A 24,911-nucleotide genomic window follows, 5' to 3' on the forward strand; every position below is an offset into this window, starting at 1 on the left:
ATCCTGCTCCCGCACCCAAAACTCTCAAAGCCCCGTAGCTCAAAGCTCCGGGGCTTTCTGCTGTCTGCGCCTGACCCAGCGCCAGCAACGCCGCCAAGCTGCCGTGCACCTCCAACTGGAACCAGCCCAGGTCTTCCACTGAGATGAAGTCCATGCGGTCGACGTCGCTGGAGAAGGATTGCGAGCGGCCCGGTTCAAATCTACGTTTTGAGCCGGGCCGTTCGGTTTGATGCAGGGGACGTGATCTGAAAATTCCTGGTGCAACATGCCGTCCTGGGCGCGGCGGTCACCATGAATGCTCAATGGCGTCCATGTCCCGCCGCGAGGTCCAGGCGCCCCGGCGGCGTTCAGGCTGTCAGCACGACATCGCCTCATCGCCGGGTGAGCCTAATGGCGTTCAGGTCGGCTTCGTCGCGCACCACTCTCGCAGCGACGATCTCCTGGTTCGGAGCAGCCAGGCTGTGTTGCTGGCCGAACATGCCCAGGGACTGCACGTCCCAAGACGCTCTCGCAAATCGGGAGAGCAATCCAAACGTGGCGGTCCCGCCATCTGGGCAGGGTCAGGGCGGACTTCCATAGTCGGCGCGGTCGTTTGTTGTCGCAGGCTGTCAGAAGCGAATGATGGGTCGCAGCCGATGTGCGCTTTGGGCGAATCCCGGGCATTTCGACATCGCCGCCATGGGCGGTGCGCCTGCCGTCGTGGAGGCAAAGATCTGAACAGGCGAGAGCCGTCGCGTAGCAACCGGTCTTTTGCAATCAAGGATGTGAACTGCCCGCGCCCCGGGCTTCGATGATCATGCTGGAGAAAACTGGACCTTAGTTTGTCAGTCTGACAAGGCTTTGAACATGCTCATGCGCTTGGATGGGGTGTCGATGTGAATATGATTTCGCCTTTCGCCGGCGCCAGATTTGGCCATCGCTTCAAGTGAGGACACGGCCTGGGCTATCGCGCGAGACTGCGCGCCGTATCGCCCTTGGCGCGCAAGGTTTTGCGCGCGGGCGGCCGTCCGACGTCACCGCGCTCCATTTGCGAGGGCTGGTCGACCGTCTGGGGCTGCACCAGATCGACAGCGTCAATGTCGTCGCGCGTGCGCATTATCTGCCTGCCTTTTCCCGCCTTGGCGTTTATGATCGCGATCTGTTCGACCGCGCCGCCTGGGGTCCGCGTCGGGACCGACGGCTCTTCGAATATTGGGGGCATGAAGCCTCCTTGCTGCCGCTTGCCCTGCACCCCCTGTTGCGTTGGCGCATGGAGAGCGCTGATCGGGGCGAAAGCGGTTGGGGCAGTCTGCGCGCCTTTGCGACCGAGCGCCGCGCGGAGGCGGACGCCGTGCTCGCACGCATTCGGGATCAGGGAGCGATGGCTGCGTCCGATTTCGAGCACGGTAAGAGCCGCAGCGGCTGGTGGGAGTGGGGCGACAGCAAGCGTGTGCTCGAATGGCTTTTCCGCGCCGGGCATGTGACTACCGCTACGCGTCGGGCAAGCTTCGAACGCGTCTATGACCTGACCGAACGCGTCATCCCGGCGTCGATCCGCGCCCTGCCGACCCCCGATGCGGCCAGCGCGCACCGTGGGCTCATCGCGCACGCCGCTCGCGCGCTCGGAGTCGCGACCACGGGAGACCTGCGCGACTATTTCCGGTTGGCGCCTGCGCCAAGCCGCCTGGCGATCGCTGAACTGGTCGAGACAGGGGAACTGGAACCCGTCAGCGTCGAGGGCTGGCCGCATCCGGCCTTTGTCCATGCCTCGGCGAAGCGCCCCCGTCTGATAACGGGTGAAGCGCTGCTCGCGCCCTTCGACCCCCTGATATGGGAACGCGATCGAACCGAGCGCCTCTTCGGCTTCCGCTACCGGATCGAGATCTACACGCCCGCGCACAAGCGCGTGCACGGCTATTATGTTCTGCCATTCCTGATGGACGGGCGCCTCGTGGCGCGTGTCGACCTGAAGGCCGATCGCCAGGCGTCGCGCCTTCGCGTCCAGAATATTCATATAGAACCGGAAGCCCCGGCCGAGACGCGCGAACGTCTTGCCGGCGAACTGCGCCTCATGGCCGACTGGCTTGGATTGGAGACGGTCGCTCATCGCTGACGGCAGAGGCCGTTCGGTTGCTGCATCTAGAGATGGCTCCCATGCTCCGATTGTTTGCCGTCCTTCAGTCCTGTGTTGGAGCGCCGCGACGAAGTTCGCCTGGAGATCGCCCCAGGTGACGCTTGACGGCGCGGCTGAACGAGGGCGTCGAGCGATACCCCAAACGTTGAGCGATCACGGCGGCGCCGAGCCGTTTTTCCTTCAACATGCGGCTGGCGGTTTGAATCCGAAGCGCGGCCAGGTATCGGCCGGGCGACTGCCCCATCACGGTTGTGAAGCGTTCCGCGAAGACCGACCGAGACAGGCCTGCCGTTCTGGCGAGATCAGCCGTCGTCCATGCTCTGGCGAGATCCCTGTGCATGGCGCCCAGGGCGCGTCCCAGCTTGGGGTCTCGCAAGACGGTCAGCCAGCCCTGAGACTGGGCCTGATCTGTTTCCACCCAAGCTCGGATGACGCGTGTCATGACGACATCCGCCAGTCGTCCGAGCACGGTTGCGCCGCCGATCTTCGGGACTAGGATTTCGTCCGCCATCGCGGCGAGAAGGCTCTTGATCACCGGGTCGCAATGAGCGCCCGGCACGGTCAGGACTTCCGGCATGAGCGCCAGGAGCGGATGCAGGCAGGGTTCGTTGAAGGCGACCCCGCATGAGACGATCACCGCATCGGGCGGCTCGGAGGCGCTGGAACTGAAACCTTCTCCCCCGGCTCGATCGCTGCTCCATTCGGCGATGTGCGGCGTCGGTCGTCCTGCGGTTCCATGCAGGACGTGTGCGAGGCCGCGCGGCAGAAAGACGACGTCGCCTCGGGAGAGGGCGCGAGGCGGCTCCCCTTCGACGGCAAGCCAGGCCCCGCCTTCCACGATGCAGTGCAGCCGCGCGGCGGCGGATTTGGGAAAGGCGATCGCCCAGGGTTCGGACAGTTGCTGGTGCCCGTAGTCCACCCCCGAGATACGAAGATCGTGCAGGAGGTGGCTGAGCGCGTCGTCCGCGGGCCCCCCGCCTCCAACTGTACGACGAGCCGAGGGCGGCGATACGTTGGCGCTCTTCACGCCGCTCATGTCGCGCGGCACGCGACGGGCGACGCTTGGCTGCGCCGGGCGATGTTTAGGCGAAGCGCGACCAGGGCCAATCCGGCGATGGCGACAGTCACGCAATAGGCGGGAGCGGCGAGGATGGTGAATCGATCCACGAGAAGGCCGCCGAAGATCGCGCCGCCCGCGATCGCGACCTGGAAGGTCGCGGTCAGAAGTCCCCCGCCGAGTTCCGCCTTGTCCGTGGTTTCGGTCGCGACCCAGGCCTGGAAGCCGACGGGAAGCATGGCGAAGCCCATGCCCCACAAGCCAAGCGCCGCGGTCGTGACCAGGACAGATGCGCCGAGGATCAGGACGGCCGCCAGAGCCGTCGCCATCGCCATGGCGCCCACGATGACCGACAGCTTCGGATCGCGCCCGCTCAGAAGGCCGCCGGCCAGGTTGCCGAGGAAGCCTGCGCCGCCGAACACGAACAACGCCAGGGTGATGGCGCTGATCCCGAGGCCGGTCACCTGCTCGAGAACGGGGCGGACATAGGTGAAGGCCGCGAAATGTCCGGAGATGATGAGAAGAACAGCGATCAAGGCCCAGAGCACCTGCGGGCGCCGCGCGACTTCGACCAGGCCTGCGAGGTCCGCGCTCCCGCGAGCCGGCAGGCGGGGGAGGGTGACGAGGACGCCAAGCAGGGCGGCAAGACCGACGCCGCCCGCGAGCCAGAAAGCGGTGCGCCACCCCAGAAGATCGCCGATGTAGGCGCCGACCGGAGCCGCCAGAACCGTCGCCATGGTCACGCCCGTGAACACGATGGCCATCGCGCGACCGAGAACGGACATCGGGACCAGGCGCATGGCCGTGGCGGCGACCATCGACCAGAAGCCGCCCAAGGCGACGCCGAGAAGGAGCCTGGCCGTCAGCAGGGTGACAAGGCCGGTCGCCGTGGCCGTGAGCAGATTGGACAGGCTCAGGGCGATCATCAATCCGATCAGAACCCGCTTGCGGTCCCACCGTCGTGTCGCGACTGGAACGAGCAGGGCCGCGACGGCGGCGATCACGGCTGTGGCCGTCACGGCCTGGCCGGCGGCGCCGAGGGAAATTCCGAGATCGGCGGCCATGGGCGTCAGCACGCTCGGCGGAAGGAATTCAGCCATGACCAGCGCGAAGACGCTGAGGGACAGGGCGGCGATGCCCGACCACAAGGCCGTGGACGGGCTGTCTTGATCCATGGGGAGGGCGATCTGTTCCGTCATATGGGCTCATCCGTGGTTAGGGAGCCGAAGTGGGGAGCCGGCATGAGCGGCTCAATGCCGAAAACTCCGGAAGACTTATCCGATCGTCCGACTTCAATGGCGACGGCCGGTCGGCGGCTCTGTGCCTTTCTTCAAGGCGGGCACGCGACACAGCGCGAATATACGGCCCTTTCGGGCACGTCGGCTCTCTTGGCGGTCAGGCGGCAGGCGATGGATTCTTCCCGCCAGACCACCGGCGTCGAGCGCCGCCTCGTCCAGCCAGACACAGCATCTGCGCGCTTCTGTCCCAAGCGTCCGCAGTCGAATTGTGGAGATTTGGCGATGTTTGAGTGTTGACTGGGCGGGCGTCGCGCAAATGCGCTTCCATCAAACATACATCGGAGTGTGTTGGGAAATTTAAATAGGGAATACAATCGTGTCTTAGAAGCCGCCCTCTCGAATGAGGGGATGGTGATGCAACACCGCACACAAATACGTAATGTCTTGCTACTCGGATCGGCGCTCGCCGTCGTCCCGATGTCAGCCTGGGCGGCCGCAGACGCGCCCGCTTCCGCGCCTTCCAGCCCTGCCGCATTGGAAGCAGGCGCGCCGGTCGGGGAAGTGACGGCCCTGACGGATGTCGTCGTCACCGCCACCAAGCGCGAGACGAACCTTCAGGACACGCCCATCGCCATTTCGGTGATGAGCCGCGAGGCCCTGGAGAACCGCCACGTCCAGAGTCTGATGGACCTGGCCGACGGCGCCGTTCCCGGCCTGCGCATCGCCACCTTCGAGGCCCGCCAGTCGGCCTTGACCATCGGCATCCGGGGCATCGTGCCGAACGACGCCAACCAGCCTGCCCGTGAGCAGGGCGTCGGCGTCTATGTCGACGGCGTCTATCTGGGCCGCCAGCACGGCCTCGGCGCCGCATTGCTCGACATCGAGCGCATCGAGGTCCTGAAGGGCCCGCAAGGCACCCTGTTCGGCCGCAATACCGAGGGCGGCGCCCTGTCGCTGGTGACCCGCAAGCCGACGGGCGAGTTCGGCATGCGGGCGAAGGCCGGCGTGGGCAATCTGAACGCCTACAACAGCGAACTCCACGTCGACTTCGCCGCCATCGGCGACTTCGCCGTCAAGATGGACGGCGTGATCTCGACCCAGGGCCCGGTCACCAAGAACCCTCTGCCCGGCGAGGAAGGCTTCGGCGCCTATGATCGTCGCGGTCTGCGCGGCCAGGTACGCTGGACCCCGACCGCCAACTTCACCGCTGACCTGGCCGCCGACATCGGCAAGGACAAGAACACCCCCTTCTACAGCCAACTGCTGAACTTCAACCCGAACGGCCTGAAGGTCGTGCCGTGGACCTCGACCAGCATTCCTTCGGGCAGCATCCGCGCCCTGGCGCCGATCGTTCAGGTCAACGGCGACAGCATCATGAAGGTCGCGGACATCGGCGTGCCGCAGCAGTGGAGCGTCGACGACACCAAGGGCGTCGATCTGCACCTGTCGTATCGTCCCAACGACAATCTGGAACTGCGCTCGATCACCGCCTACCGCGAAGTCGCCGTCGAGCAGTACGACAATATCGCTGGCGCCCACCGCCCGCCGGTCGTCGGCCCGAACGCCAACTTCAGCCGCTATTCGCTGGCCGGCCTGTGGCAGCACCAGTTCAGCCAGGAGGTCCAGGCGGTCGGTTCGCTGGGCGACCGTATCGACTATGTCGGCGGCCTCTACTACTTCAAGGAAACGGCTTCGGACGATGCGGCGACGCCGTCCACCAACCGGTGGAACGCCGACGGCACGGGCTACACCATCCTTGATCCGACGCCGACCATCCGCGGCTTCCGTTCGATCGACCGCCAGAGCCGCGCCGAATCCGAGTCCAAGGCCGTCTATGGCCAGGCGACCTGGACCCCGGCCGTGCTCAACGACGCCCTGCACGTCACCGCCGGCGGCCGCTTCACCTGGGACGACAAGTCGGGCGTCCTGTCCAAGGTCAACAACGCCGCGACCAACTTCACCTTCCAGGAGAAGAACGAACGCTTCAACCCGATGGTGACCGTGGCCTATGACGTCAACGACGACGTCAACGTCTACGCCAAATACGCCACGGGCTATCGCGCCGGCGGCGCGAGTTCGCGCTCGCTGACCTATCGCTCGTTCGGTCCGGAAGACATCAAGTCCTACGAACTGGGTGTGAAGAGCGACTGGCTGGATAGCCGCCTGCGCCTGAACGCCGCCGCCTTCTATTCGGAGCGTGAGGACAGCCAGATCGACTTCAGCCTGGTGACCGTGATCGGCGCCTCGACCCGCAACACCCTGGAGACGATCAACGCTCCCGGCACGACCAAGATCAAGGGCGTGGAACTGGAAGGCATGGCGCGCGTCACCGACGCCCTGACCCTGTCGGCGTCCTACGCCTATACGGACGCCGAGGTGCCGCCGACGCGCAATCCGTTCAGCGGCGTCGTGCAGCAGGTCTTCATCGCCTTCACGCCGAAGAACGCCTTCAACCTGGCCGCCGACTACTCGGCGCCGATGTTCGGCGCGACCTTCAAGGCTCACGTCGACGCCAACTACGCCGACGCGACCCAGGCCTTCGACCAGTTCGAGTTGAAGAACGACAGCTCCTTCATCGTCAACGGCCGCCTGGCCCTGACGGACATCGCCACCCGCGACGGCGGTCCCTCGATCGAGTTGGCCCTGTGGTCGCGCAACCTGTTCAACGAGCAGTATGTCTATCGTCGCGACCCCTCGAACCGGGCGACGATCGGCGACTACGGCAACTTCAACACGCCGCGCACCTTCGGCCTCGAGGCAATGGTTCGCTACTGACCCAAGCAGACGGCCTGCGGGCTGTCGCGCTGGAAAGCTCGGGCCCTCCTCGACAGAACACGTCGGGGAGGGTCCGAGAATTTGGCCCTGCTCGATCCTTCAGGGGATGGTTTCCCTGGACGCGGCCCGGGAAGCGAGTGCATGGCAGGGCGAGGAGACGCCATGAGCAATCTGGTTCTGATCGCGGAAGACGAAGTCGAGATCGCCGACATTCTCGGCGCCTATCTTCGCCAGGAAGGCTTCCGCACCGTCTGGGCCGCCGACGGCGAGACCGCGGCCGAGCTTCACGCCGCGTTGAAGCCGGATCTGGTGCTGCTCGACGTACGCATGCCCGGGCGCGACGGCTGGGACGTGCTGGGGGAACTGCGTCGGCGAGGCGAGACGCCGATCATCATGATCACCGCCCTGGACAAGGACATAGACAAGCTGCAGGCCCTGCGCATCGGGGCGGACGACTATGTGGTCAAGCCGTTCAACCCGGTGGAGGTCGTCGCCCGGGTCCACGCCATCCTGCGTCGCGGGAGCACGGGCGGCGGCGCCCGCATCCTCCGGGTCGGCCCGCTGGAAATCGATACGGACGGATACCTGGCCCACTTCGTCGGCGCGTCCGGTCGTCGGCGCCTCAGCCTGACCCTGACCGAGTTCCGGATGCTGGCTCATCTGGCGACCGCCCCCATGCGGGTCTTCACCCGCGCGGAACTGGCCGAGGTCTGCCTGGCGCGCGCGGACGTGCAGGACCGAACCGTTGACAGCCATCTCAGCAAGGTGCGTCGGAAGCTCGAAGAAGTCGGCGCCGAAGGCGTGCTGGTCAGCGTCCGCGGCGTAGGCTACCGGCTGGAGCCGAACGGATGAGGCGTGCGGCCAGCCTGAGCCGCAAGATCGCCGTGCGCATGGCGATCGTCACGCTCAGCGGTCTGGCTGTCGCCGCCCTGTTCGCCTTTTCCGTCTACATGTGGGTGTTCGAGAACCACCCGGAGGCCGTGCCGCCGCCCAGCGAATGGCTGCCCCAGCCCATCGACTATCTCGCCATCGCCGGCGCGGTGGCGGCTGCGGTCGGCATAGCCGTCGCATCAGGCGTGCAACTGGCGCGCCGCATCGTCCTGCCGCTGACCTCGCTGGCGGAGACGGCGCGGCGCATCGCCGGCGGGGATCTGTCGGCGCGCGCCGTGGTCGGCGACCGCACCATCGGCGAGACGGCCCGTCTCGTGGACGACTTCAACGCCATGGCGGCCCAACTGGAGCGGCTGGCCGACGGCATGGTGACCTGGAACGCCTCCATCGCTCACGAGCTGCGGACGCCGCTGACCATCCTCAAGGGGCGGCTGCAAGGCGTCTGGGACGGCGTCTTCGACATGGACGAGGCCACCCTGGTCAGCCTTCTGAAGCAGGTCGACGGCCTGGCCCGGCTGGTCGAGGATCTGCGGGTCGTCAGCCTGGCCGAGAGCGGCCACCTGCATCTGCAGCTGGAAGAGGTCGATCTGGCTCAGGTGATCGGCGATCTCGAGGGCGCGGTGTCGCCTGGGCTGGCGGCGGCGGGATTTACGCCGCAATGGCGTCTGGAGACGGCGAAAACCGTATGTGATCCCGTCCGCTTGCGGCAAGCCGTTCTGGCCCTCATCGAGAATGCGCGCGTCCACGCCACGCCCGGGCCGCTCGTGGTGGAAACCCATGCGACGCCGGATGGGGTTCGCATCCTTGTTCAGGATTCGGGCCCTGGGCTGGCGGAGGGCTTCGAGGCTCTGGCGTTCGATTCCTTTCGGCGGGGGAACGCGCTGGGCGGCAGCGGCCTGGGGCTCTCAGTGGTCCGGGCGGTCGCCGAGGCGCACGGGGGCGGCGTCGCCTATCGACGGGTCGAAGGAGGCTCCGTTTTCGAGATACGGACGCCGTGAAGCAGGAGCGTCGGAGCGATTGTTCACCTCCTGGAAGTCGGCAGGACCAGAGATAGACTCGAGCGATAGATGGCCGTGGCGAGCGGTGTGAACCTTCGTCTGCCCCGACCGGGGTTTCTTGGGCGGTGAAGATTTTCTATCCGGCGATGGCAGTTCATTTGCCTTGAGGCCGCCCCTTGTCGCGGGCAGAAGGCGCTCATGTTCTCGCATGTGCGAAATCTGCTGGCAGGGGGTCTGCGGGCGCCTCGGCGGGAGGTCGTTCGCGGCGCCCTGGGCGCGGCTGTCGGAATCGCGGCCTGTGGTTTGATCGCGCGCTGGCTGGTGGAGGGGCGGATGTCCTTTTCGCCCTTGCTGGCGGCGCCGATCGGGGCGTCGGCCGTCCTGGTTTTCGCCCTGCCGGCCAGCCCGCTGGCGCAGCCGCGCGCCGTCATCGGCGGCAATATGCTGGCCGCCTTCGTCGGAGTGGCGTGCGGCCTGGTCGTTCCTGATCCCCTGCTGGCGGCGGCGCTGGCCGTCGGCGCGGCGATTTTCGCCATGAGTCTGCTCGGGTGCCTGCATCCGCCCGGCGGCGCCATGGCCCTGGGGGCGGCCTTGGCCGCTTCCTCGTCGACGCCGCTCGGGTTTGATTATCCCCTTGTTCCTGTCGGCCTCTGTTCGGTGCTGCTGGTGGTTGCTGCGAGCGTCTACGGTCGTCTCACCGGCCACGCCTACCCCCGTCGTCTGGAGGCTGCGCCGAGCCCGCATCGCACCCAGGACCGCCCTCCGACCGAGCGGTTCGGCTATACGCGCGCCGATCTGGATCAAGCCCTGGCGCAATACGGCGATCTGCTGGATGTCAGGCTTGAAGATCTGGACGCCCTGTTCCGCAAGGTCGAGCTGCAAGCGCATCGACGTTTGCACGCGGCCATCCCCTGCGCCGACATCATGTCGCGCGACGTGATCGCCTTGCCGGCGGATCAGGCTGCGGACCTGGCTCTGGCCAGGCTACAGGCGCACGAACTCAGAACCGCGCCGGTGGTCGATGCGCGTGGGCGGGTTCTGGGCCTGGTCCGACGCGCGGAGCTGCTGGCGGGCGGCGCTCGTCCGGTCGCTGGCCTGGCCGATCCCGTGGTCCATACCGTGCGGCCGACCGCGCCGATCGAGGCGCTGTTGCCCCTGTTGTCGAGCGGTGCGACGCATGAGGTCTTGGTCACGGACGAGGACGGGGTCCTGGTTGGAATCGTCACCCAGACGGATCTGCTCGCGGTTCTTTACAGGGCGCATGTCGTCGAGGCCGTGGCGTCGGCCCAGGCCGCCTGAGCATCACGATCTGCAGGGAAGCGACCAAGGGTCGCGAACCCAGTGGTTGCAAGTGACAATGACTATCATTAGGCACATCCGCATCGTCGTTTTCGACAGGGATGAAGTCACAGATGATGCGCGCCGTTTCCGCCCTGGCCCTGCTGACCGCTGTCGGCGGCCTTTTCAGCGCCTCATCGGCTGACGCGCAAACGGCGGCGCAGAACGCGACGACCGTCGACGACGTGGTCGTCACGGCCTCGACCCGAGCCCAGAAGATCGAGCAGGCGCCGGCGACCATCAGCCTGATCACCTCTGAACAGTTGCAGAGCAGAGCCTATGCCGACCTGTTCGACGCCGTGAGGGACGTGGAGGGGGTGTCGGTCAGCGGCGGCTCCAACTTCCAGGACGTCTTCATCCGAGGCCTGCCGGGCGCCTACACCCTGACGCTGGTGGACGGGCGGCGGCAGTCGACGCGCGACGCCCGAGTCAACGGCAACGGCGGACTGGAGCAGAGCTTCACTCCGCCCGTCTCGGCCATTGAACGCATCGAGGTCGTGCGCGGACCGATGTCGTCCCTCTACGGCTCGGACGCCATCGGCGGCGTGGTCAACATCATCACCCGGAAGGTCCCCGACCGCTGGGGCGGTACGGTTTCAGCCGACCATGTCGCCCAGGAAAACAGCGACAGCGGCGACTGGAGCCAGGGCCAGTTCTATCTGGCCGGGCCGATCGTCGGCGGCAAGCTGGGCGCCCAGATCTGGGGGCGGGTCTTCGACCGGACCGAGGACGACATCTTCAATGCGCCGAACAGCACCGGCGTCATGGGTTCCGAGGAATACAGCGTGACGGGGCGGCTGGCGTGGACGCCGACGCCGGATCACGAAATCCTGCTGCAGGCCGACACGACGAGGATCGAAAGGTTCAGCACGGCGGGCAAGACCCTGGCCGCCAATGCGCGCAGCACCCGCAATGACCACAGCCGGGACAGCGCTTCGCTGTCGTGGAACGGCGACTGGACCTGGGGAACCAGCGCCCTGTCCGTGATGCGCGAGGAAGCCTCCCGCGAGATATTCACTGCCGATGCGACGGTGGCGATGGCGCGCAACCCGCGTGCGCCGGAACTGACGAACACGGTCTTCGACGCCCTGTTCAACCTGCCGCTGTCGGGTTCGCCGCTGGGCGATCACAACCTGGTCTTCGGCGGTCAGTGGATCGAAAACAGCCTGAAGGACATCAATCCCGGCGCCCGGGACAATGTCGCCAAGACCTTCGACGTCTGGCAGCGCGCCCTCTTCATCGAGGACGAATGGACTCTGACGCCGCAACTGGCGTTGACGCTGGGCCTGCGGGTCGATGACCACAAACGCTATGGCGACCACTGGAGCCCGCGCGCCTACGCCGTCTGGACGCCCAGCGAGACCCTGACGATCAAGGGCGGGGTCTCGACCGGCTTCCGCGCGCCGGAGATCCGCGCTGTGGCCGACGGCTACGCCTATGAAACCGGCGGCGCCAACTGCAACTACGGCGCGGGCCTGTGCGGCGTCATCATCGGCGATCCGAACCTGAAGCCGGAAAGCAGCGTCAACTATGAGGTCAGCGCCCTGTGGCGGCCGATCCCGGCGCTGTCGTTGAACGCCACGATCTTCCGCACCGACTTCAAGGACAAGATCGCCGATGACCGCGTGTGCGGTCCCGACGCCAACAAGAACGGCGTCTGCGACGTGCCCAACGAGGTCCTGCGCTGGAGCGAGGACCCGCTGTATCAGCTCTACTACTGGTACAATATCAACGACGCCCGGATCCAGGGCGTGGAACTGAGCGGACGCTGGCAGGCGACGGATCGTCTGGCGCTGAAGGCAGGCTACACCTACACGGATTCCAGGCAGAACGGCGGCCTGTACGACGGCCTGCCCCTGTCGCGCACGCCCGAGCACATGGCCAATCTGCGCGCCGACTACGCCGCGACCGATCGGGTCAATCTGTGGGCGGCGGGCTCCTATCACGGCGAGGAGGTCAACGCCGGCCTGCGCGTCGGCGTGAACGGAAAGCCGGTCATGGACGGGGCGCGTCAGGTGGGGCGCCGCTATCCCGACTACACCCTGCTGGACGTGGGCGCCAACTGGCGGGTGCGCGATGCGGTGACGCTGAAGTTCGGCGTCTACAACCTGACGGACAAGGTGCTGAAGGTGGCGGACTACGACTTCCAGGGCGACGGGCGTCGCTACTGGATGGGCGTGAGCTGGGACTTCTGAGGATGGGGCCGATGATGGCGATGAAGCCGGGCCGTCGCGCCCTTCTGCTGGGGGCGGCGGCGCTTTTGGCGGGCGCCGGAGCGAGCGCCTGCACGCGGCGTGAAGGTGGGGTGGCGTCGTCGTCCCTGCTGACGGACCTGCGGGATCGGCCGCTGGCGATCACCCCGCCGGTGACGAAGCTGTCGATCGACGACAGCCGTTTCCTGATCGCCCTGTCCCTTATCCACCCCGATCCGGTCAGCCTGCTGGCTGCCTGGGCGGGGGACGTGAACCGCCTCAGTCCTGAAATCTACGCCGCCTACCTGGCCAAGTCGCCCGTCCTGGCGAACCTGCCCAAGACGCCGAGCTCGGCCGCCGCCTTCAATGTCGAGGCGGTGCTGGGCGCCCAGCCCCAGGTCGCCCTGGTGTCCCTGGATTCCGGCCCGACCGACACCCAGGCCGCCCAGTTGGAGCAGGCCGGGGTTCGCGTGGCCTATATCGACTTCTTCCAGCACCCGTTCGAGAACCAGTCGCGCAGCCTGACCCTGCTGGGGGCCATGACCGGCCGCGAGGAGCAGGCGGAGGCCTACAACGCCTTCCGCGCCGCCCGGTTGAAGACCATTTCCGATCGCGTGGCGGGGCTCAAGGACGATCAGAAACCGACCGTCTTCCTGGAGGCTCATGCGGGCAACGGGCCGGATTGCTGCAACTCGGTCGGGGCCGGGAACATCGGCGACTATCTGACCTTCGTCGGCGCGCGCAACATCGGCGCCGAGGTGTTGAAACAGCCGTCCGGCAAGCTGAATCTGGAGTTTGTGGTCGAGCGCGACCCTGACATCTACATCGCCACGGGCGGCCCGCACCTGGAGAAGGTCGGCGGCTTCGTCGTCGGACCCAAGTACGACGTCGAGACGTCGCGCGCCTCGCTGCGTCGCGTGGCCGGGCGGCGCGGCCTGTCGACCTTGAAGGCGGTGCGCGAGAACCGCGTCCACGGCCTGTCGCACCAGTTGATCAACTCGCCCATCGACATCGTCGCCACCGAGGTTCTGGCCAGGTGGATCCAACCTGAGCTGTTCGCCGACCTGGACCCGCGCGCCACGCTGAACACGATCAACGAACGCTTCCTCGCCGTGCCCTATCGCGGCGACTACTGGACCGACCTGGTCCCTGCCTGACGATCCCAAAAAGGAGAGACCGAATGACCATCCTGCGCAAAGGCGTTCTGACCGCCGCCGCTCTCGCCGTCCTGGCGACGGCGTCCGCCGTCTCGGCCCAGTCGATCGAGAAGACCGTCAAGGTCGCGCCCGGCGGACTGTATGAAATCGTCTTCAACCCTGCGGACAACGACGTCTATGTCGCCGCCATCGGTCCGCGCGGCGAGAACCGCGCCCAGGTCGTGCGGCTGGACGGCCGCACCCTGGAGACGGAAACGCCGGTCGATGTCTCGGCCAACCCCCTGTTCGGCCTGGGCCTGAACAGCCGCACCCAGGTGCTGTACGGAACCGACACCCGCGCGGGCGCCGTCACGGCCATCGACCTGAAGACCGGTCGCGTCCTCGCCACCTTCCGCCACGGCGACGAAGAAGGCGCCCATGTGCGCGAGGTCATCGTCGATGAGCAAAGGAACAAGGCCTATGTCACCATCGTCGGCGGCGACGCGGGCGATGCTTCCCGTCCCAACCTGATCTGGGTGATCGACGGCGCGACCAACCGGGTCGAACGCACCATCGCCGCTCCGGTCGGCGGCCTGACCGGCGCCGCCCTGGACGTCGCGGCCAACCGCCTGTTCGTCACGGGCATGGGCAGCAACGAGGTGGCGGCCATCGATCTTGCAAACGGCCAGGTCGTGGGCAAGTGGGCGGCCGGCGGCGAGTCCCCGACCAATGTCGCCGTGGACGCCGAAGGTCGTCGCCTGTTCGTCGCCAACCAGAAGTCGGGCGATCTGACCGTGCTGAACGCCGATACCGGCGCCCTGCTGCAGACGGTCAAGACCGGCGAAGGGGCCTTGAGCGTCGCTTATAATCCCGGGGTCAAGCAGATCTATGTCGCCAACCGCCAGGCCGGCACGGTGACGGTGGTGGACGCCGACACCTATGCGGTGAAGGCAAACCTGCAGACCGGCACCTTCCCGCAGACCATCGCCGTGGATCGCGCGACGGGCGCCGTCTATGTCACCAACAAGGCGCGGGGTCTGCCGCGCGGCGCCCCGGCCGGCACGCCGGTCCCGGTGGATCCGACCGGCGACGTGGTGACGCTGATCCGTCCCTGATTATCGTTGTTTCCAGCCTGAAAGGCCCGGTCGCTGCGGCGGCCGGGCCTCTTTTTTCAGGTCAGCACGCCGTCGATCATGACCTGTAGCGCGCCGCGCTCGCACCGCAGGACGCGAGCCGAAACGCGGTAGACCTGGGCCAGGATGCCGGGCGTCACCGCCTCGTCCGGCGCGCCGAAGGCGACCAACCGTCCCTGGGTCATGACCGCGATCCGGTCCGAGACGCGGGCCGCCGCCTGAAGGTCATGCAGGACGATCATCACCGTCATGCCCCGCTCGGCCGCCGCCTCGCGCGCCAGGTCCAGCACGCGTAGCTGATAATGCAGGTCCAGGGCGCTGGTCGGTTCGTCCAGCAGCAGCAGGCGCGGTTCGCGCGCCAGGGCCTGAGCCAGGCCCGCCAACTGCTTCTGCCCGCCTGACAGGCGGTCCAGCCTCTGTCCGGCCAGGGCCTCGGCGCCGATCCGTTGCAGCACCTCATAGGCGCGTTCGACGGCCTGTTTGTCGGTGAAGTCGGCGCCGCCCAGGGGCGTGGCTCGGATCGAGGCGACCACCGTCTCTAGCACGGTCAGCGCCACGCCCTGCGGCAGGGTCTGGGGCATGTAGGTGACGCGCTTGGCCCGGTCGGCCAGCGACAGGCCCGTCAGCTCCGTCTCGTCCAGTCGGATCGAGCCCTTGGTCGGGATCAGGCCGGCCAGGGCGCGCAGGAAGGTGCTCTTGCCCGCGCCGTTCGGTCCCACCACCGACGCCACCTCGCCGGCGGCCAGGGGCGGCAGGCTCAGCGCCTCGACGATTGAACGACCGCCGTAGCCGGCGGTCAGGCCGCGGATGTCCAGCCTGCTCATCCCCGTCCTCCGTTGCGGAAGATCAGCACCAGGAAGACCGGCACGCCGATCACGGCGGTGACGATGCCGACCGGCATCAGAACGCCGGGCACGATGACCTTGGACGCCGCCGAGGCCAGGGACATGATGACGGCTCCCGCCAGGACGCTGGCCGGCAGGAAGAAGCGGTGGTCCTCGCCGACCAGCAGACGTGCGATGTGCGGCCCGACCAGGCCGATGAAGCCGATGGCGCCGACGAAGGCCACGGCGGTCGCCGACAGCAGGCTGACCCGCAGCAGGGACAGGAAGCGCAGACGCTTCACGTCCACGCCGAAGCTCATGGCCCGGTCCTCGCCCAGCCGCAGCGCGGTCAGCCCGCGCGAGGACAGAAGCGAAAAGGGCGCGACCAGGGCCAGCACCAGGGCCAGGGCCCCGACATTGCTCCACGTGGCTCGCGACAGCGACCCCATGGTCCAGAACACCAACTGCTGCAGGGCCTCGGCCGAGGACAGGAACTGCACCAGGGCCGTCAGGGCGTTGAAGGCGAAGACCAGGGCGATCCCGAACAGGACGATGTTCTCGACCCCCGACCCCTTCAGCCGCGCCAGGGCCTGGAGCGCCAGCACCGAGCCGAAGGCGAAGACGAAGGCGTTCAAGGGCACCAGCCAGTCGGCCCCGATGAAGCCGGCGCCCACGCCCAGCACGATGGCCAGGGAGGCGCCGAACGACGCGGCCGAGGACACGCCCAGGGTGAAGGGGCTGGCCAGCGGATTGTTCAGCACCGTCTGCATCTCGGCCCCCGCCAGGGCCAGGGCGGCGCCCACCATCATGGCCATCAGGGCGTAGGGTAGGCGCACCTGCCAGACGATGGCCTGTTGGGCCGGCGTCAGGCTGGAAGGGTCGAAGACGCCGGCGAGGACCGTCAGCGGCGAGATCGAGGAAGGCCCCGTCGCTATGTCCAGAAGCAGGGCGACGACCGCCAGCACGGCCAGGGCGGCGATGGCCAGAAGCCTGGTTCGGATGTCCCGGGAATAGGCGATCACGGCCTCGGGCGCAGCGCGTTCAGCGTCCGCCAATTGACGACCTCCACTCAGCGAATGCGTCGCAATACATGTTTGCTTCCGGATCGGCTAGGGTGGCGGAATGATGCAGACCTCCCCCGCCTTTCTTGACGACCCTTCCGCTGCCTTGACCAGGGTCCTGCGACTGCCAGCCGTCGACGGCGCGCCCAGCCTGGAACTGCGCCTCAGCTTGCCGGAAGGGTCACGTTCGCCGCAGGGGCGGCCCGTTCTGATCATTCTGGAAGCCGAGGCCTATTTCGAGGCGGCGGTGCAGATGGCGCGTCGCCTGATCCGGCGGTCGGCCAAGACGCGCGTCGATCCGCTGATGATCCTGGGCGTGTCTCTGACGGATGCGCCGGACCGAATTTCGGCCTTTGTCTTCACGTCCGGCGCCGACGGGCGGGATGTCGTCCCCCAGGGCGCTGGTTTGCTGCGTCGATTGACCGAAGAGATCTTGCCGCTCCTGGTCGCCGAGGGGGCGGATCCCGACAACGTCGCCCTCATGGGGCATTCCATGTCGGGCCTTTTCGTCCTGCAGGCGCGCGCCGCCGCCGCGCCCTTCGCCCGCTATGTCGCGGCCAGCCCGTCGATCTGGTGGAATCCGGACGTGATCGCCGCGCAGCCTGTCCGTTCCGACGCCGAGACTGATCTGCTGGCGGTGGTGGGCGAACGCGAGGAGACGCCGGGTCTGCCGCCTGCGCATCTGGCGCGGCGGATGATCTCCAACATGCAGGGCCTGGCTGATGCAGGCGGGACGCGGCTGCGGGTTCTGGAGGACGAGGATCACGGTTCGACGCCTTACGCCGCTCTTCCGGCCGCCCTGCGTTTCGCCTCTCCGCTCAAGGGCGCCTAGGCGGCGTCGCGCTCTTCGATGGGCTCGACGCGGAATTCTATGCCTTCGGCCAGGCGATAGCCCAGACGTTCGAGCAGTTGCTCCACGGAGTCGGCCAGGGCGTCGTCCTGAATCTGAAGGATCTCGTTCCGCTGGACACAGCTCAGGCTGATGGTCCGCGTGGCGCGTCGCAGGCGGAAGAAGCGCCGCGCGTTCCGACGAGCGGCGACCTCCGCCAGGCCCAGCGCGTTCAGCAGGGTGAGGAAGCGAGAGACCGCCGCGCGGGAGACCAGGCTGCCGTCGCGACGCGCGGTCGCCAGGACGCCGTCCACGTCGAGCGGCTGCGGTGCTCTCAAAAGGACATGCAGGACGTCGCGGCGCGACCGGTTGAGCAACAGGCCGCGCGCCTTCAGCGCCTGTTCGATCTCGGTTTCGCAGACAGCGGCGAGGGGGGCGTGCGGCATTGAAAGAATGGGGGCGAACTGTTGGACATGAAGAGGGGCTCGCGCGCGACGGCGGGAGCCCCTGATCGGCTTGGCGAGGATCAGCGCGCGGGGCGGATCCGCAGGACGGAGTCGTTGCCCTCGTTGGTCCAGCCCGACTTGACGGCGGCGTAGATATTGCCGCGCCCGTCGGTCGAGACGTGGTTGGCCACGGGCGGGGCGGGCAGGTTGGCGACGATGCGGCCGTCGACGTCCGCCACCGTCACCGTGCCCGCGCCGAAGGTGCTGACGAAGACACGACGCGATCTCGGTTCGAACACGACATTCAAAGCGCCTGCGCCGACCGGGGTGTCGGCCACGACCGATCCGTCCGAACCCTTCAGCACCACCAGATTGTCGGTGCCCTGGGCCGCGACGAAGATGCGGTCGGTCTGCGGGTCATGCGAGACGCCGATCACGCCGCGCGCGCCCGGCACGGGGAAGACATGCTCGACCGTGTCGGTGCGGGTGTCGATGACCGCGATCTCATTGGTCGAGTTGGAGGCGACGTAGAGACGGCGCGCCTCGCGGTCGTAGGAGACGCTGGCGGCCGAGAAGGTCTCGCCGCGCACGGTCGAGTCGATCTTGATCCGCTTGGCCACCGTCAGGGCGCCGGTGTCGAACACCACGACCTCCGGTTCGAAGGTGGCGCTGGCGTAGGCCTTGCCGTCCTGTTCGTCGATGACGACGTCGCGGGCGTGGTTGACCGTGCCCGGCTCGAACTGGCGCACCAGGGACAGGTCCGACTGGCGATAGACGGCGACCGTGTTCTGGCGACTGTTGCTGACCCAGACGGTGTCATGGGCGTCGTCGACGCCGACGCCGTAGACGGCGAAGACGCCGCCGTCCTGGGGCTGACCGTCGCGGCCGGTGCGGCCCGGTGCGGCGGCCGGGGTGACGCGGGCCTCGACCGCCAGGGTGTCGGCGTTCAGGCGCAGCAGCTCCGACTGGCGCACCGGCGGACGGCCGACCGCCGAGGTGGCGAAGACGGCGTTGCGCTTGGCGCTGTAGGCGGTCTGATACAGGCCGCGCGTCGGCTGGACGTTGGTCACGCGATAGGCCGCCTCGTTCGACAGCGGCACGTTCGGCGAGATCTTCAGATTGGCCAGGACGGCGTTGTAGGGCGCCTGGGACACCGCCACGATCGGATGATTGCCCGGCTGGGCGTCGGCGGGCAGCGTCAGGCGCGCCTCGAAGCCGCCCTCGGCGTTGGCCGTGATCGGGCCGGTCGACAGCGGCGTCTGGCCGTACATCAGGACGACGTTCTGACCGGGATGGAAGCCGCGGCCGCTGGCCACGACCGGACCGCCCGGCAGGACGGGTCTGCCGCGCTCGCCGGACGAGAAGTTCACCTGGCCTTCGACCAGACGCTCGGGCGCCGAGAACAGGGCCTGGGCCGAGGCGACCGCAGGAACCGCGACGGCCGAGGCCGCCAGGAGGGCGCCGAGGGCGACGCCGCGAAGGGATTGGCTCAGTTTAATCATGATCGCTGCATCTCCGGATCAGAAGCGGGTGGTCAGGCCAACGAAGAAGCGGCGGCCGGGCGAGTAGTAGCCGTCGCCGGCGGTGCCGCTGACCTTCTCGTTGAAGAGGTTGGAAACGCCGGCGCGCAGGGTCACCGTGTCGGACGCCTCATAGGCGGTGGTCAGATCGAACTCGGTGCGGGCGTTAGTCAGGGTCGAACCGCCGCTCAACTGTTCGCCGGTGTACTGGGCCGACAATATGAGCCCCAGACGGTCCGTCGCCCGCCAGTCCAGCGAGGCGTACCCCGACCATTCCGGCGTGGTGATCAGGCTGGCGCCGGTATCCAGGTTCTTGGCCTCGATCATCCAGGTGGCGTTGGCGCGCAGGGTCAGGTCGTAGGGCAGGCTGGCCTGGCCGGTCAGTTCCAGACCCTTGGTGCGGGCGCGCTGGACGTTCTCGTTCTTGGTCCACCAGCGGCCTTCGAAATAACCCAGCGGCGCGTACTGGATCTTGTTCTCGAAGTCGGTGTGGAAATAGGTGGCGGCGAAGCTGTAGGCGGCGCCGTCGTAGGCGAAGCCGAACTCGTAGCTGGTGCTTTCCTCGGGCTTTAGGTTCGGGTTTCCCGCCATCCAGCAGCCGCCCGAGGTGTAGACCAGGGGCTTGCCGTTTCCGTCCAGGATCGGATTGCCGTTCTTGTCCTTGGCGGCCATGCCGATCAGGCCCCGGCAGCCGTTGCCGCCGGACTGGGTCGCGGCGCCGGCGCTGTTCTCCTTCAGGGACGGCGCACGGAAGCCCTGGGAGACGCCGCCCCGGATGGTCCAGGCCTCAGCGGGATGCCAGACCAGATAGGCGCGCGGGCTGAAGTGCTCGCCGTACTTGTCATGGCTGTCCAGGCGGCCGCCGAGCGTCAGCAGCAGGTTCTCGCGCAGGGTGATCTGGTCCTCGGCGAAGATCGCCGCCGTGTCGCCCTTCAGCGTGGCGCCGGTGATGACGTTGCCGTCATAGTCGATCGGCACCGTGCCGATGGTGTCGGTGTTGGTCAGCTCTTCCTGACGGTACTGGGCGCCCAGCGCGAACTTGTGCCGCCAGACGAAATTCTTCTCGAAGTTCCACAGGCCGTCGATGATCAGCTCCTCGAACTCGCCGGAGCCGCCGTACTCGCCCATGGCCTTGTTCTCGAAGGCGTTGCGATAGACGTCCAGGCGCGTCTTGCCGAAGGACCATTCGCCCTCGTGGCTGGCGCGGAAGTTGGTGCGCTCGGTCTCGGAGCCGAAGGCGCCCTGAGGCGTCAGCACGCCGTTGCGGTTCGGCACCAGCAGCTTGGGCGCCAGGGGCTCCTCCACCCCGTAGTTGGCCTCGAACGAGAAGTTGTGATTCTGGATCGGCGCCCAGTTCAGCACGCCGTTCAGGCTCTTGTTGACGACGCCGCCCGTGCCGTTGGCGCCGGCGATGTTGACCTCGTCCGGATTGGTGCGGGCGTAGGTCGCGCCCAGCCTCAGCCCCAGGTTCTCCGCGAGCGGACCGGCCACGTTGACGCCCAGCTGATAGGCGTCGCCGCGCTCGGACTCCTCGGACCAAGTGTAGCTGGTGTTGGCCGAGCCGCGCCACGTCGGGGCGATCTTGCGGGTGATGATGTTGATGACCCCGCCCATCGCATCAGAGCCGTAGAGGGACGACATCGGACCGCGCACCACCTCGATACGCTCGATCATGTCGGGCGAGATCCAGTTCAGATCCTGACGGCCCAGGTCGGGGCGATAGCTGATGTCGCGCGAGTTGCCGACGCGACGGCCGTCCACCAGCACCAGGGTGTAGTTGTCCGGCAGGCCGCGGATGGTGATCTTGGACATGGCGCCGGTCGGGCTGACGCCGCCGGTCACGCCGGGCAGACGGCCCAGCAGTTCGCCCAGGCTCTGAACCGGTTGGCGTTCGATTTCTTCACGCGTGATGACGCTGACCGAAGCGGGGGCGTCGCGGGTATCGACGGCCGAACCGGAGGCGGTGACGATCACGTCGGCCACGGCGACGGCCTGAGGATCGACGCCCGGAGCCAGCGGGTTGTTCTCCGCCAGGGCCGGCGAGGTTGCGAGCAGGGTGGACGTCATCAGGCCGAGCCCGATGCGGCGAGTGGAAATAGGCATCTGCGCCCCCAGAAGGCATGCGTTGGTCGGGCGTTGTGCGCCCGGCGGGGAGGGAGGCTCGACGGTGCGAGCGACGGGCGCTTCTAATAATCATTCGCAAAATTGCCTCAATGCCGCATTCGGCATGGGCCGCATTCGCCTTGGGACATGAAGGCGGCGGGTCCTAAGAGACAGAGGCATGAAGGTTGCAATTGATATTCGTTATTAATATCGAGGCCGTCCTATTCCTCGAGATGTCGGAACAAGGCCTATGTCGGGGCGGCTTCCCCACCGCGCGGATTTCACCCTGCTGCAGCACCTGTCGGTGTTGATCGAGCAGCGCAGCGTCTCGCGCGCGGCTGAGCGGCTCGGGATCGGCCAGCCGGCCATGAGCCGGATCCTGGCGCGTCTGCGCGATCAGTTCGACGATCCCCTTCTGGTCCGTGGTCCGCGCGGCATGACGCCCACGCCCAGGGCGGAGGCGATCCTGGCGCCCCTGCGCGCCTGGCTGGACGCGGGCGAGGCGCTTCTGCGTGATCCGGGGGCGGAGCCCGCGCGCATGAAGCGGGTGTTCCGCCTGGCCTCCACCGATTTCGGACTGCTCAGCGTCCTCGCGCCGGTCATCGCGCGCATTGAACGCGAGGCTGCGGGAGTGGAACTGGCGGTCGAATCCCTGTCGGACGCCAGCTTGAGGCGGTTGGAAGACGGTCGCCTGGACCTGGTTCTGACGGGGTGGAACCCCGACGGGGCCGGGCTGAAGTCGCGCTGGCTGTTCCAGGAGACCTATCTGGGCCTGGCTCGGACCGATCATCCCGTGCACCAGGCGCCGCCGTCATGCGCGGATCTTCTGCTCTGGCCCCATGTGGCGACCTCCGTCGGCGACGGCTTCGGCGACTGGGTGGCCCAGGACCTGCCTGAAATCGCGGACCGCCGCGTCCTGGTCTGGGCGGAGAGCTTCTCCCTGGCGCCCTATCTGCTGAAGGAGGGAGAGGCGGTGGCGCTTCTGCCGCGTCGAGCCGCAGAAAGATTCGCCGTCGCCCATGATCTTCGCACCTTCCCGGCGCCCAAGGGCATGCGGCCTTTCGACTATCATCTGGTGTGGCACGAACGTTCGGATCTGGACGCAGGAACCCGGTGGCTGGCGGACGCCCTGTCCGCCGCCTTCGTCGGTGCGGCGTCGCGATAGACCGGGGCCGAGGTCAGGCGTCGGTGGTCGTCGGCAGGATCAACTCCGCTCTCAGGCCCGGACCGTTGTCCGACAGGCGCAACGCGCCGCCGTGAACGCGGGCGACCGCATCCACCATGGCCAGGCCGAGGCCGGAACCGCTCGCCCGCCCCGCGCCATGCTCCCGGCGATAGAAGCGTCGCACCACCTTGTCCCGCTCTTCCGGAGGAACGCCTGGACCCTGGTCGGAGACGCTGATGATCGTCAGATCTTCGGTCGTCCTGGCGGCTACCTTGATCTGCGTGGGCGAGCCGCCGTGGAAGACGGCGTTTTCAATCAGATTGGCCACGGCCTGTTGCAACAGGGCGGAATCCGCCCTGAGCGGCTGCGTCGGCTGGGCGTCGATCTCCAGACGGCCGCCGGCCTCCTCGACGAACGGCCGATAGATTTCGCCCACGGACTCGACCAGGGCGGAGGCGTCGACGCTTTCGGTCTTGAGAACCGCGCCGCCGCTTTCGATGCGCGCCAGCGCCAGAAGCGCCTCGAACAGGGCGCTGACCTGATCCGTCTCCTCAAGCGCGCGTTCGAGGGCGTCGGCGCGCGCATCGGGGTCGTCGAGGCCGGCGGCGATGTCTTCCAGCCGGTTCCGCACGCGGTTCAGCGGGGCGCGCAGTTCATGGGCCACGCTTTCGGACAGGGTCTTCAGGGTGGTCAGGGCGGCTTCCTGTCGATCCAGCATGTGGTTCAGGTTGACGGCCAACTCGTCGAACTCGCGGCCCAGGCCGACGGCGGGCAGGCGTGCGGACTCCTGACCGGCGATGATCCGGCCGACCGCCTGATTGACCTCGTCCAGCCGTCGCAGGAACAATCGACCGGAAATCCATCCGCCGCCCACCGCCAGCAGGATCAGCGCCAGACCGCTCCACAGGGCGTAGCGGCGAATGCCGCCGCGCAGTTCGTCCAGATGCTGGATGTCGCGTCCGACCGCCAGCAGGCCGCCGTCCGCCGCCCGGGCGCTGAGCGTCAGCATGTTGGGGGTCTGGTCGGGCCAGCGGGTCGGGCGTCCCTTGTCGGGCAGGTTGCGGCGAAAGCCGGCTTCATTGACCGCCAGGCGGGTCAGGCCGTTGGAAAAGACGGCGCCGTCCGGGGCCTCGACCAGCAGCAGATAGCGGCGCGCGTCGCGATTGCGGGCCTCGGCGTTCAGTTCCTGCACCAGTCGGGCGGTGCCGTGTCGGTCGGCGTCGGCGCGCATCACCTCCATCTGATGGTTCAGGCCGTCCCGCACCTCGGCCTCGGCGAACCGCATCAGGCCGTAGTCGACCCCGGCGACCATGACGACGGCGCCGAGCGCGAACAGGGCCGAAAAGGCGACGGCGTAGCGCAGTCCGGCCGTCGACCAGACTGAAGGGCGACGACGGCTATTCCGGGGTCTTGAGAACATAGCCCACCCCGCGGATCGTATGGATCAGGTCGCGGTCGAAGCCGCGGTCCACCTTGGCGCGCAGACGGCTGACGTGGGCGTCGATCAGGTTGGCGCGCGGGTCGAAATGGAAGCCCCACAGGCTTTCAAGAAGCATGGCCCGGGTCACCGCATGTCCGGCGTTGCGCGCCAGGCGCTCCAGCAGCTTGAACTCGTGCGGGGTCAGGTCCAGCGTCCGGCCGGCGCGCGTCGCCCGATGTGCGGCGACATCGACCTCCAGGTCGGCGACCTGATGCCGCATCGGCGCATCGGCCAGGGGTGGGCGCCGCACCAGGGCCTGAAGACGGGCGCTCAGTTCGCTGAAGGCGAACGGTTTGACCAGATAGTCGTCGGCGCCGGCGTTCAGGCCGGCCACCCGGTCGTCGACCGAGCCCAGGGCGGTCAGCATCAGAACAGGCGCCTTGAGCCCGGCGGTCCGCATCGCCTGGACGGCTTCGAGCCCCGGAAGGCCGGGCATCATGCGGTCGATGACGACGGCGTCATAGGCGCCTTCCACGGCCATGTGCAGCCCTGTCTCGCCCTCGGCCGCCTCGTCCACCGTATGGCCCTGTTGCCGCAGGCCGTCGGCGACGAAGGCGCGGGTCCGAGCGTCATCGTCAATGATAAGCATTCGCATGACCCTGCTTCTAGCGC

General features: G+C 67.5%; 19 protein-coding genes. 10 read left to right on the forward strand and 9 right to left on the reverse strand.

The features are described from left to right. Positions 1-1,027 precede the first annotated feature (1,027 nt). Positions 1,028-2,092 carry a winged helix-turn-helix domain-containing protein gene (locus ABIE19_RS00005; RefSeq protein WP_354087053.1) on the forward strand — a complete coding sequence of 355 codons (1,065 nt, stop codon included), beginning with the start codon at positions 1,028-1,030 and terminating at the stop codon, positions 2,090-2,092. Positions 2,093-2,156: 64 nt separating this feature from the next. Here ABIE19_RS00005 and ABIE19_RS00010 read toward each other — a convergent pair whose 3' ends face one another. Continuing rightward, the gene (locus ABIE19_RS00010; protein WP_354087054.1) at positions 2,157-3,140 is read right to left on the reverse strand and encodes an AraC family transcriptional regulator; all 984 of its coding nucleotides are present in this window, start codon (positions 3,138-3,140) and stop codon (positions 2,157-2,159) included. 5 nt (positions 3,141-3,145) lie between these two features. After that, positions 3,146-4,369 carry an MFS transporter gene (locus ABIE19_RS00015; protein WP_354087055.1) on the reverse strand — a complete coding sequence of 408 codons (1,224 nt, stop codon included), beginning with the start codon at positions 4,367-4,369 and terminating at the stop codon, positions 3,146-3,148. 516 nt (positions 4,370-4,885) lie between these two features. Here ABIE19_RS00015 and ABIE19_RS00020 point away from each other — a divergent pair. The 7 genes from ABIE19_RS00020 (at position 4,886) to ABIE19_RS00050 (ending at position 14,853) form a co-directional block, all read left to right on the forward strand. Continuing rightward, positions 4,886-7,183, forward strand: a complete 2,298-nt coding sequence (locus ABIE19_RS00020; protein ID WP_354087056.1) for a TonB-dependent receptor — start codon at positions 4,886-4,888, stop codon at positions 7,181-7,183. A 162-nt stretch (positions 7,184-7,345) separates the two neighbouring features. Continuing rightward, positions 7,346-8,035 carry a response regulator gene (locus tag ABIE19_RS00025; RefSeq protein WP_354087057.1) on the forward strand — a complete coding sequence of 230 codons (690 nt, stop codon included), beginning with the start codon at positions 7,346-7,348 and terminating at the stop codon, positions 8,033-8,035. Further along, entirely contained in the window at positions 8,032-9,072 is a 1,041-nt protein-coding gene (locus tag ABIE19_RS00030) for an ATP-binding protein (protein ID WP_354087058.1), read from the forward strand. The genes ABIE19_RS00025 and ABIE19_RS00030 overlap by 4 nt, the downstream gene beginning before the upstream one ends. Positions 9,073-9,270: 198 nt before the next feature. Then, positions 9,271-10,371 (forward strand): HPP family protein, encoded by a 1,101-nt coding sequence (locus tag ABIE19_RS00035; protein WP_354087059.1) that lies wholly within the window; start codon positions 9,271-9,273, stop codon positions 10,369-10,371. Positions 10,372-10,484: 113 nt separating this feature from the next. Further along, positions 10,485-12,605, forward strand: coding sequence for a TonB-dependent receptor domain-containing protein (locus tag ABIE19_RS00040; RefSeq protein ID WP_354087060.1), 2,121 nt, complete (start codon positions 10,485-10,487; stop codon positions 12,603-12,605). 11 nt (positions 12,606-12,616) lie between these two features. Further along, positions 12,617-13,759 carry an ABC transporter substrate-binding protein gene (locus ABIE19_RS00045; protein ID WP_354087061.1) on the forward strand — a complete coding sequence of 381 codons (1,143 nt, stop codon included), beginning with the start codon at positions 12,617-12,619 and terminating at the stop codon, positions 13,757-13,759. 23 nt (positions 13,760-13,782) lie between these two features. Beyond that, the gene (locus ABIE19_RS00050) at positions 13,783-14,853 is read left to right on the forward strand and encodes a YncE family protein (protein WP_354087062.1); all 1,071 of its coding nucleotides are present in this window, start codon (positions 13,783-13,785) and stop codon (positions 14,851-14,853) included. Positions 14,854-14,909: 56 nt separating this feature from the next. Here the strand turns inward: ABIE19_RS00050 and ABIE19_RS00055 are convergent, their stop codons facing one another. Then, positions 14,910-15,695, reverse strand: a complete 786-nt coding sequence (locus ABIE19_RS00055; protein WP_354087063.1) for an ABC transporter ATP-binding protein — start codon at positions 15,693-15,695, stop codon at positions 14,910-14,912. Then, positions 15,692-16,750: a FecCD family ABC transporter permease gene (locus ABIE19_RS00060; protein WP_354087064.1), complete on the reverse strand. Its 1,059-nt coding sequence runs from the start codon at positions 16,748-16,750 to the stop codon at positions 15,692-15,694. The genes ABIE19_RS00055 and ABIE19_RS00060 overlap by 4 nt, the downstream gene beginning before the upstream one ends. Before the next feature lie 112 nt (positions 16,751-16,862). On the opposite strand from ABIE19_RS00060, the gene ABIE19_RS00065 reads away from it, so the two are divergent. Beyond that, positions 16,863-17,588, forward strand: coding sequence for an alpha/beta hydrolase (locus ABIE19_RS00065; protein WP_354087065.1), 726 nt, complete (start codon positions 16,863-16,865; stop codon positions 17,586-17,588). Here ABIE19_RS00065 and ABIE19_RS00070 read toward each other — a convergent pair. From ABIE19_RS00070 to ABIE19_RS00080, 3 genes are all read right to left on the reverse strand, one after another. Continuing rightward, complete coding sequence (locus tag ABIE19_RS00070; protein WP_354087066.1) at positions 17,585-18,031, reverse strand: transcriptional repressor; 447 nt, start codon at positions 18,029-18,031, stop codon at positions 17,585-17,587. The genes ABIE19_RS00065 and ABIE19_RS00070 overlap by 4 nt on opposite strands. An 80-nt stretch (positions 18,032-18,111) precedes the next feature. After that, positions 18,112-19,533, reverse strand: coding sequence for a YncE family protein (locus ABIE19_RS00075; RefSeq protein ID WP_354087067.1), 1,422 nt, complete (start codon positions 19,531-19,533; stop codon positions 18,112-18,114). An 18-nt stretch (positions 19,534-19,551) separates the two neighbouring features. Continuing rightward, entirely contained in the window at positions 19,552-21,654 is a 2,103-nt protein-coding gene (locus ABIE19_RS00080; protein ID WP_354087068.1) for a TonB-dependent receptor domain-containing protein, read from the reverse strand. A 250-nt stretch (positions 21,655-21,904) separates the two neighbouring features. On the opposite strand from ABIE19_RS00080, the gene ABIE19_RS00085 reads away from it, so the two are divergent. Further along, on the forward strand, positions 21,905-22,819 hold the full coding sequence (locus ABIE19_RS00085) for a LysR family transcriptional regulator (RefSeq protein WP_354087069.1): 915 nt from the start codon (positions 21,905-21,907) through the stop codon (positions 22,817-22,819). A gap of 13 nt (positions 22,820-22,832) precedes the next feature. On the opposite strand, the gene ABIE19_RS00090 is transcribed toward ABIE19_RS00085, so the two are convergent. Further along, on the reverse strand, positions 22,833-24,239 hold the full coding sequence (locus ABIE19_RS00090; protein ID WP_354087070.1) for a HAMP domain-containing sensor histidine kinase: 1,407 nt from the start codon (positions 24,237-24,239) through the stop codon (positions 22,833-22,835). Beyond that, a complete protein-coding gene (locus ABIE19_RS00095) occupies positions 24,217-24,888 on the reverse strand; it encodes a response regulator (RefSeq protein ID WP_354088564.1) in 672 nt (223 codons plus the stop codon). The genes ABIE19_RS00090 and ABIE19_RS00095 overlap by 23 nt, the downstream gene beginning before the upstream one ends. Positions 24,889-24,911: the final 23 nt, after the last annotated feature.

The organism is Brevundimonas faecalis (assembly GCF_040549405.1).
GTDB classification, from domain to species: domain Bacteria; phylum Pseudomonadota; class Alphaproteobacteria; order Caulobacterales; family Caulobacteraceae; genus Brevundimonas; species Brevundimonas faecalis.

Excerpts from the sequence above, each read along its gene's own strand:
- ABIE19_RS00015 (WP_354087055.1), bottom strand. The coding sequence starts at position 4,369 with ATGACGGAACAGATCGCCCTCCCCATGGATCAAGACAGCCCGTCCACG.
- ABIE19_RS00020 (WP_354087056.1), top strand. The coding sequence starts at position 4,886 with ATGTCAGCCTGGGCGGCCGCAGACGCGCCCGCTTCCGCGCCTTCCAGC.
- ABIE19_RS00025 (WP_354087057.1), top strand. The coding sequence starts at position 7,346 with ATGAGCAATCTGGTTCTGATCGCGGAAGACGAAGTCGAGATCGCCGAC.
- ABIE19_RS00030 (WP_354087058.1), top strand. The coding sequence starts at position 8,032 with ATGAGGCGTGCGGCCAGCCTGAGCCGCAAGATCGCCGTGCGCATGGCG.
- ABIE19_RS00035 (WP_354087059.1), top strand. The coding sequence starts at position 9,271 with ATGTTCTCGCATGTGCGAAATCTGCTGGCAGGGGGTCTGCGGGCGCCT.
- ABIE19_RS00040 (WP_354087060.1), top strand. The coding sequence starts at position 10,485 with ATGATGCGCGCCGTTTCCGCCCTGGCCCTGCTGACCGCTGTCGGCGGC.
- ABIE19_RS00045 (WP_354087061.1), top strand. The coding sequence starts at position 12,617 with ATGATGGCGATGAAGCCGGGCCGTCGCGCCCTTCTGCTGGGGGCGGCG.
- ABIE19_RS00050 (WP_354087062.1), top strand. The coding sequence starts at position 13,783 with ATGACCATCCTGCGCAAAGGCGTTCTGACCGCCGCCGCTCTCGCCGTC.
- ABIE19_RS00055 (WP_354087063.1), bottom strand. The coding sequence starts at position 15,695 with ATGAGCAGGCTGGACATCCGCGGCCTGACCGCCGGCTACGGCGGTCGT.
- ABIE19_RS00070 (WP_354087066.1), bottom strand. The coding sequence starts at position 18,031 with ATGCCGCACGCCCCCCTCGCCGCTGTCTGCGAAACCGAGATCGAACAG.
- ABIE19_RS00075 (WP_354087067.1), bottom strand. The coding sequence starts at position 19,533 with ATGATTAAACTGAGCCAATCCCTTCGCGGCGTCGCCCTCGGCGCCCTC.
- ABIE19_RS00080 (WP_354087068.1), bottom strand. The coding sequence starts at position 21,654 with ATGCCTATTTCCACTCGCCGCATCGGGCTCGGCCTGATGACGTCCACC.
- ABIE19_RS00085 (WP_354087069.1), top strand. The coding sequence starts at position 21,905 with ATGTCGGGGCGGCTTCCCCACCGCGCGGATTTCACCCTGCTGCAGCAC.
- ABIE19_RS00090 (WP_354087070.1), bottom strand. The coding sequence starts at position 24,239 with ATGTTCTCAAGACCCCGGAATAGCCGTCGTCGCCCTTCAGTCTGGTCG.
- ABIE19_RS00095 (WP_354088564.1), bottom strand. The coding sequence starts at position 24,888 with ATGCTTATCATTGACGATGACGCTCGGACCCGCGCCTTCGTCGCCGAC.